Annotated in this window: 6 protein-coding genes; all 6 read right to left on the bottom strand. The window is 71.3% G+C overall.

Features of this window, described 5'->3' with window-relative positions:
* Positions 1 to 158: 158 nt before the first annotated feature.
* A complete protein-coding gene (locus tag D6689_06190; GenBank protein RMH43089.1) occupies positions 159 to 1,073 on the bottom strand; it encodes a diguanylate cyclase in 915 nt (304 codons plus the stop codon).
* 70 nt (positions 1,074 to 1,143) lie between these two features.
* Positions 1,144 to 2,520 (bottom strand): hypothetical protein, encoded by a 1,377-nt coding sequence (locus tag D6689_06185; GenBank protein ID RMH43088.1) that lies wholly within the window; start codon positions 2,518 to 2,520, stop codon positions 1,144 to 1,146.
* A complete protein-coding gene (locus tag D6689_06180; GenBank protein RMH43087.1) occupies positions 2,517 to 5,750 on the bottom strand; it encodes a hypothetical protein in 3,234 nt (1,077 codons plus the stop codon). The genes D6689_06185 and D6689_06180 overlap by 4 nt, the downstream gene beginning before the upstream one ends.
* Positions 5,751 to 5,944: 194 nt before the next feature.
* Positions 5,945 to 6,751 (bottom strand): methyltransferase domain-containing protein, encoded by an 807-nt coding sequence (locus D6689_06175; protein RMH43086.1) that lies wholly within the window; start codon positions 6,749 to 6,751, stop codon positions 5,945 to 5,947.
* Between the two features lie 93 nt (positions 6,752 to 6,844).
* On the bottom strand, positions 6,845 to 7,279 hold the full coding sequence (locus tag D6689_06170) for a hypothetical protein (protein RMH43085.1): 435 nt from the start codon (positions 7,277 to 7,279) through the stop codon (positions 6,845 to 6,847).
* On the bottom strand, positions 7,276 to 8,303 hold a 1,028-nt coding region (locus tag D6689_06165; GenBank protein RMH43084.1), incomplete at its 5' end, for a hypothetical protein. The genes D6689_06170 and D6689_06165, both read right to left, overlap by 4 nt.

Genomic DNA, 8,303 nt, shown 5'->3' with positions numbered 1-8,303 from the left:
GCCGCTGGCTGCGGTCGCGATCTGCGGGCGATCTTCGGCGTACGTCCTCGCGCCCTTCGGTACCGTATGTTGATACGCGCCCTCGTGCGCTGCGGGCGTCCGCCGAACCTCGCCTCGCATCTCGCCACCTCGCTGGCGCGCCTATACGCAACAGCCTCCTAGCGCCCCGCCAGCTCGACCCGGTTGCGCCCGCGCTTCTTGGCCCGGTACAGAGCCTCGTCCGCAAGGTGGAGCAGGTCCTCGAACTGCGCGGGCTGCACCGATTCGGTCGTCGCGATCCCGACCGAGACCGTCACCGCCGGTACGCCGTCGGCCGCCTCGGTTTCCGCGTGAACCGCGGCGCGAATGCGCTCGCCGAGCACCCGCGCCGCAGCCGTCGGCGTATCCGGGGCGAGCACGACGAACTCCTCGCCGCCGTAGCGGCCGGCAATGTCCGTTTCGCGCGTCTGGGTGGTGATCACGCGCGCGACGACGCGCAGCACGTCGTCGCCCACCGCATGGCCGTGCACGTCGTTGACTTGCTTGAAGTGGTCGACGTCGAGCATGAACACCGCCAGCGGGTGCTTGTAGCGACGCGCCCTCGCGAACTCGCGCTCGAGGTGCTCGTACAGCACGCGGCGGTTTCGCAGCTGCGTGAGCCCGTCGGTCGCGGCGAGCTCGGCCAACTGGTCGTTGGCGCGCTGGAGTTGGTCGGCCAGATCCTTGATGCGCAGCATCGACGCCAACCGGATTTCCAACTCGACGGCGTTGACGGGCTTGGTGAGGAAGTCGTCGGCGCCTGACGCCATCCCGCGCCGCTTGGACTCCACGTCGCCGAGCCCGGTGATGAGGATGATCGGCACGAAACCGCCCTCCTCTTCGCGCTTGAGCAGCTGCGCCATCTTGAAGCCGTCGATCGTCGGCATCATGACGTCGAGCAGGACGCAGTCCGGACGCACCTGCCGGTACAACCGGAGCGCGTCCGTCCACGACGTCGCCGTGTGCGGCTCGTGCCCCTGATCGCGAACCATGTCGGCCACCGCGGACAACATGGACCGATCGTCGTCGACGATCAGGATGCGGCGCACCCCCACGCGCTGATCTTACCACCGGGACACGGCCCATCGGGACTCGTCACGCCGGCCGCGTCCGCCGCGCGGGCCGTCAGAACGTGCGGGCCAGCGACAGCCCGACCGTCAGCCACGACGCCTCGTACCGACCCCAGTTGACGTAGACGTCGAGCGGCATGTCCTGGTTGTCGTCGCGAATCGGAGACAGCTGCGGCGCACGGCCCTCTTCGGGGGTGACGTCCCGGTCCGCCATCGCCGTGTACGACGCCGATGCGTACAGCGATGTCGCGCCGAGGCGATAGCCGACGCCCGCCGCCACAAGGTGTTTGTCCCCGTCGACGGTCATCACGCTCAGATAGCGGTCCGGCACAGCCGACGTCTCGTATGCGTAGCCGAACGCCACCGTAAGCGGCCGCGCGGCCCACGGCTGGCCCTCGAGGCCGATCTGCACCGCTACACTGTCGTCGAATCCGCGCGGGACGCGCAGCGAACCGATCTCGTAGGTGCCTACGCCCGCCGCGTTCTCGATCGCGACGTCCTCGGGCTCGAGCGCGAACTCGTCGTGCATCGACCACAGTTCGACATCCACCGCCACTTCCGCGCGCCACCGCGCCGCGGGCGACACTTCGACGCCGAGCCGCAGCATCGCAGGCAAGGTGAACGCCATCGACGCGCGGTCTCCCCGCACCGACGCGCCGTCGAAGAAACCGGACGACGGCAGGACGACCCGCACTCGTCCCTCGCCGGAGACGCGAAAGGGGAGCTGCACCGCCGCGCCCACGCGCACGCGGTCGTGTGGCGAGTACTGGCCCCCCACCACGGCGGATGGGCTGAACGCGTCGCTCTGTTCGAATCGCGACAGCGAGTCGAACTCGGGATCCTCCGGCGCGCAGACGGTCTGCCCGGGGCAGCCATTGAACACGACGGTCGACGTCAGCGACGACACGAGGTTCTGGACGGCGGCGCCCAGACGCAACCGGCGGCCGACCTGCCAACCCGCAGCCACCTCGACGATCGCCATCTTGGCATCGGACAGGTCCACGAGCGAGTAGCGTTGGGGACCGTCGGCCGGATAGCGGCCGAGCGCCGCGTACGGCGCCAACACGCCCGCCGCGACCACGACGTCGTCGCCGACGCCGAACGCGAGGCCGAGCGTCGGAATCGGCAGTCCGGGGTTTTCGTCCTCCACGGGCTCGTGCTCGTTGAACCCCGAGTCGATGCGCGCGTACGACACCCGCTGCGACACGAAGCTCGCGTCGACGAGAGCGGCGCGCGCACCGCGGCCGCGCAGCGCGGCGAGGCCCGCCGGGTTGAACCACAGCGCTCCGAGATCGTCGGCGCCCGCGACGAACGCGCCCGCGCGCGCCGTCGGTCGCACACCGCGCGTCGGCAAGAACATGCCACCGCCGCGCGCGACCGCCGGCGCGAACGCCGCGGACATCGCCGCCGCGACCACGAGCGCGCGCGTCATCGTCGCCGGCTCCGGATGATCTCGATGAACTTGTGCAGACCGCGGCGCTCCTCGCCGAGGAACTCGGCGACCGCCGACAGCGCCGCGCGATAGTCGTCGGCGCGGTAGGGCTCACCGAGATCTTCCCACGGGCGGGCGCGGTTGACCTCGGTGATGGCGTCGAGGATGTCGCCGACGGCCGTGTGACCGGGCCGGTGTTCGACGAACAAGTTCTCGAGCATCCCGGCCAGCGCGCGCGTTTCGTCGCCGGCGCGCGCGTCGCGCGCAAACACGAGCTGCGGTGTGATCAAGTGACGCTCGGGTCGCAGCACCTCACCGAGAGCGCGAGCGATCGGAACGATGTCGCGGTCATCGAGTGCGAGCTGAAGGATGTCGGCGGCCGCCGCGACCGACGTCCAGAACACGTCTTCGTCGCCGACCTCGTCGACCAGGTACGCGAGCGCCGCCTCGAGGTCGCGGCGCGCCGCCGGATCGGCGTCGAGCGCGGCGATCAGGTCGGCGCCCGCCGCCAGCAGCGGCCCCGTGACCAGGTCGTCGACGCGCTGCGGCAAATCGCGGAGCAACCAGTCGTCCCGATCGCCGGCCGCATCGTGCGCGCGCAAGCGTGCTTCGACGTAGTCGATCAGAGCGACCGTCACGCCGCGCAGCCGCGGATTGCGAAACCGCCAGCCGACGCCCACTACCGCGTCGCCGCGCAGCAGGACGTCCACCAGTTCGCTGATCGCTTCGCGCCACGCCGCCGCGGCCGATCCCGCCTCGGCGAGCGCGGCGCGCTTGCGCTTGTGTGCGTCGGCGAGCAAGTACCACGGCGACAGCTCCGCGACCGGGCGGCCGTCCTCGGTCTCGGTCGCCGTCTGGCCATACCGGTCGGTCAGCCCCGCGCGCGGCACGACCAGGAACCGGGCCGCGTCCGCGAGTACGTCCACCGATGGCCGTCCGTTGACCGTCATCCCGTTGACCACCGGCGCCCCGTAGACGAGAGCGTCGAGCAGATCGCGGCGTTCGAGGAGATCGATCAGCAGCGGCTCGTACGACACGATGTCCGACGCGAACGCGTACCCCTTGCCGTTCGGATCCGCCTGCTGGTGATCGGTCGACGCGCGCGACGGGTAGTGCTCGTGGAGTACGGACAGCAGCTCGACGAACAAGTGCTCGGCGTCGTGATCGGCGAACGCCTGCGCGATCGGCCGCACCTGGTCGTAGAAATCGTTGAGTTCCCACACCAACAGGCTACCGGCGTGCGCATCGATGAATCGATCCCCTTCGTTGCAACGCGCCGGGTCCATGGCGTCGGCCAAAAACGCCGGCATCGGATCCAAAAACAGGGCGCGATTGAGCGCCTGCGGCGTCGGATGGAAGCGGAACCCCTCGATCCCAGACTCGGACTCGAGCAGGTCGTCGTTCACGATTGCCGAGATCAGCGCGTTGTTGAACGTGAACGGGAACCGCGCCTTCGGCCGGGGCGTCGGGACGCCGTCGATGTTGTCGTAGATGACGTTGCCGGCGGCATCCTTCGCATAGGCGATCGACTGCACGTAGAACACGGCCAGATCGTCGATGCGCAGCAGCTCGCACTCGTCGTACGTCGCGATCGGAATCCCGAGGATCGGATCGCGAATCACCGCGCCCTGCTTGTTGCACAGTCGCGCGCCGTTGGCGTCGTGGATCAGGTGCAGAATGCGCTGAAACAACGACCGGTTGAATCCCGAGTCGGGCGCATCGCGGTCGACCGGGGTCGCGAACGACCCGACGACCTGCTGCGTCTCCGAATCGAGATCGAACCGATCCTTGTACGTCATCTGCTCGGCGAACCGGAGGCCGAGTTCGGCGACCTCCGGCGCCTCCAGCGCCCGCAGCAGGTCCTCGGTGAGGCCGGGCGTCTGCACGATTTGCGCGATGACCGGCATGAGATCGTCGTATAGCGGCGAGCCCGGCTCGAGTTCCGCATCTGGATAGCCGTCGGCCAACCGCGCGGTGCGAATGAGCGCCTCGACCAGTCGCGCCGTCTCGGCTTCGTGGTCGCGAAACAGCTGGCGCGCAAGCTCGAGTACGTCGTAGACGTTCGGGTCCGTGAGCAGCGTCGCGTAGCCGTAGAGCACGTCGAGCAGCGGCGACTCGCTGGAGTCGAACCCGGTGTAGTCGATCCGGTCGCCGCCGGCGTAGGTCCGCGACGTCGCCGTGCGCGGACCAATGAGGGGCGCCATGCCGCGCACGAGGTCCAGCGCCGTGCCTCGATCGGGATCGAGCAGCTGCAGCGAGTCCCGCGCCAGCGCCGCCAGCAGCGTGCGGTCGAGGTCGACGAACTGGTACAGCGGCGCCGCGTCGTCGGCGGTGAGCGCGCGGCCGAGCGCATCACGGTGCGGCCACGGCACCCCTGCACCGTCGGGCAAGGCGAACGGGGTCGGCGCCGCGATCGGCTGGCCGTCTGCGTCCACGAACCGCCCGAGCGCGTCGGCGTCCGCGAGGCCGTCGGCGTCCATGTCGACGAACGGCTCGGGCAACTCGCCCCCCTCGGGCGCGACCAACGCGAGGCCGCGGCGATCCCGACGCACCAGCGGCAGCGGTCGCCCGACGCCGAGCAACGGCGACTCGGTCAACAACAGGTCGACCGCGAGGGCGCCGGTGCGATCCGGATCCGACGGCACCGCAGCCGGCTCCGCGTTGCGCAGCACGGCCGAGGCCGCCGCCAGCGTCGCGTCGAACGCGTCGCTCGCGCTGCCCCCGGGCGTGATCGCCGTGGTGACGTGCAACAGCAGGTCGTGGAGGCCGGGGTAGCGGACCAGCGCGCGAGCGGCGCCCAGCGCGGGCGGCGCCGGCAGATAGCCGAGCCGGTGGTTGAAGCGCTCGAGCGCGGCGGTGAACCCGCCATCGGCCGCCAGCAGGTCGAGCGTGCCGATCAGCGCGTCCACCCCGGCGTCGACCGTCCCGTCGTCGTACAGCGCCAAAAACGCATCCGACGTGAGCAGCGTCTGCAGGTCGGGCAGAAACGACTCGGGGAATGTCGCGTCGATCGCGGCGACGAGATCGTCGCGCACCGCGTGCAGCGCGTGCAGCCGGTCGGGCGCGTCGACCGGGAACGGCAAGCCCAAGCGGCACTCGTCGCGGTAGCGATCGCCGGCGACGTCCACCCGGTCCGTCCGGCCCGCCTCATAGGCGGCGAGGTCCTCGAGGTACGCGATCCGCTTGCACACCAGCGTCGCGACCGTCTCGCCGAACGTCCCGGTGTCCACTGGATCCCGCCGCGCATCGAAGCCACGCCCGCAGGCGCCGGCCGCGACCGCCGCCAGCGCGTATGCCGTCCATCGTGTCATCCCCATCTCCCGGTGATACCGCTATCGGCCACCCTAACGGTCGTCGCCGCGAGGGTCAACCTGTAAGAATTGTTGGCGGTTTCACGGCAAATCCGCGCGCCGGTGCGACCGCGTCACGGTTTTTTCGCCTTGAACACGAAGCCGTCCCCCAGCCGGACCTCCTCGTATTCCGCAAAGCCGACGCGCGAAAGCTGCGCGCGCAGCTCGTGCGGGTCGTAGCGCCGAATGCCCGACAGGCGCGACGCCAGCCGCGACGTGAGGCGCGCCGCGTCGACGAAGGTGCTGCCGACGTAGACGCCTCCCGGCCGGATGACGCGGAAGACCTCGCGAAAGACCTGATCCGGATCGTCGTAGACGTGCAGCGCGCCGGCGTTGTTGACTCCGCCCAGCTGGCGGTCCGCGAACGGCAGATCGTGCGCGTCGGCGCGCACCAGCGTCACGTTCGGATAGGCGCGCGTGCGCTTGGCCGCCTCCTCCAACATCGGCCGCGAGATGTCGAGCCCGATGATGGATTGGCCGGGCGCCGCGGCCGCAAACGCGCGGGTAAACAGCCCCGGACCGCACGACAAGTCGAGCCACGGCCCGGCGCGGTCGTCGACTCCGAGCGCATTCTTGTGAATGAACAGCTCTCCCGCAAACCCGCCCGCGGCGCCGGCCGCCCCCGGCCCGGCGAGCGCGCGCACCATGAACGGGCGCCAGAACCGCTCGTAGATCCGCGCGACGAGTTCGCTTTCCATGAACCGCTGCGCCGCCGTCGCCGGCGCGCGTTCCCCGTCGACGTCGAGCAGGTCGATGTAGCCGGCGGCGGCACGCGGGTAGCGCCGATCGCACCGGTGACACGTCAACGAACCGCCGGCCGCCGACAGCGTGTCGGATTTGCACACGGGGCAGCGCAGCGCCGATACGACTGCTGGATCCACGCGCGAAACTCTACAATGTCGCCGCCGCGCTCGGTAGCCGGGCGCGGTGCGCGCGACGCGATGAACTCGCCTCGGGGTCGGCGCGGGGGCCGATCACCGGCGCGCCGCGGGACCGTCGCGCACGACGAAGCTCGTCACCCGCCAGCCGCGGTCGCGCCGCGTGAGCGATACGAGCACGTGGCGTCGCGTTTCGTCCCCGCTGAACGAAAGGCGCACGTCGTACACCGCTCGGCTCCGCGACCCGTCGGTGCGCAGCGACACGCGCTCCCAATACACGCGCGGCCGCGCGCCGCTCGGAGGCGCTCCGGCGCCCCGCACGGCGCGCACCTGCTCCATCTCGTCTTCGAGCCGCGTGCGCGCGACGCCGTCGGCCAACTCGAGAGCCGCACGCTGGTCCGCCTCGACCACGTAGCGGTCGATGAACCGGTCGGCGACCGCACCGGGGTCGTCCGCGCTCGGTGCGCGAGCGCCGCACGCGGCCGCTGCCACCGCCAGCGCGAGCGCCGCCCACTTCGACGCCGCCGTCACAGCACGCCTCCGACGAGATCGATTCCGACGGACCACGCGGCCGCCGGCGGTGCCAGGCGCGGATCTTCGAACGGCCGTGGGACGGGCACGCCGAGGGACCAGCGACCGTCGACGCCGCGCCGGGCGACGGCCGGCACCGGCGCGGGCGCCGTCGGCTCGCTGGCGGTGGGGCGCGTAAATCGCCACGCGAGGTAGCCGCCCGCCGCCATCGTCGCAATCGACAGCGCGCCGACCGCCTGCTCGTCGTCGTTGGTCCCGTCGTCTTTGACCAGCGGGTACACAAGCGCCCACGGTGCCGCCAAGCCGACGGCCGCGCCGATGTCGACCTTGAGTTGCCGGCCGCGCGACGTGTCCACGCGGTCGGCCAGCCACCAGCCGACGGCCAGCCCGGCGACCGACCCGACCACGGCGTTGACGGAGTACGCCTCCGGCTCCGGCGGATCGAGGGCCACGCCGAACATCAACCCTCCTGCCAGGCCGTATAGGCCGAGCGAGTTGGCCAGTGCGATCCGGTCGCCGCGCGGCTCGCCCCGGACCGCCCACGCCACGCCCGCGCCGACGCCGACGGCGCCGCCGATCGCAACCGACACGAACCCGTCGGTCTGCGTGTAGTCGTGATCGACGCCGCCGATCGCGTGGGTCAGAAACGCCGCCTCGACCGCGGCCCACGTGCCGGCGGACTCGATCGCCTGGGCGTCGGCCTCGCCGATCGACCAGCGGCGGGTGGCCCAATAACTCGCTCCGACCGCCGCGCCCAGGCCGAGCAAACTGCCGGCCGGCGCCGCGTCGCTGGCCGGATCCGCGATGGCGCGGCCGGCGGCAAATCCGTAGGCCGCCGACCACAGCATCAACTCACGGCGCACCCGCGACCGCGTGCCGCCGACTTCGTCGGCCGCCGCCGTGCCGTCGGGCCGCGCCCCGCCGGCGTGGGGATCGAGCGGCGCGTCGCCGCCGCCGTCGCCGCCGCCGGCGTACGGATCGAGCGGCGCGTCGCCGCCGCCGTCGCCCCCGCCGGCGTACGGAT

The sequence above is a fragment of the Deltaproteobacteria bacterium genome (assembly GCA_003696105.1).
GTDB lineage: Bacteria > Myxococcota_A > Polyangia > Haliangiales > J016 > J016.
The sequence above is the reverse complement of the archived record's forward strand: the minus strand, read 5'-3'. Positions and strand labels throughout refer to the sequence as shown.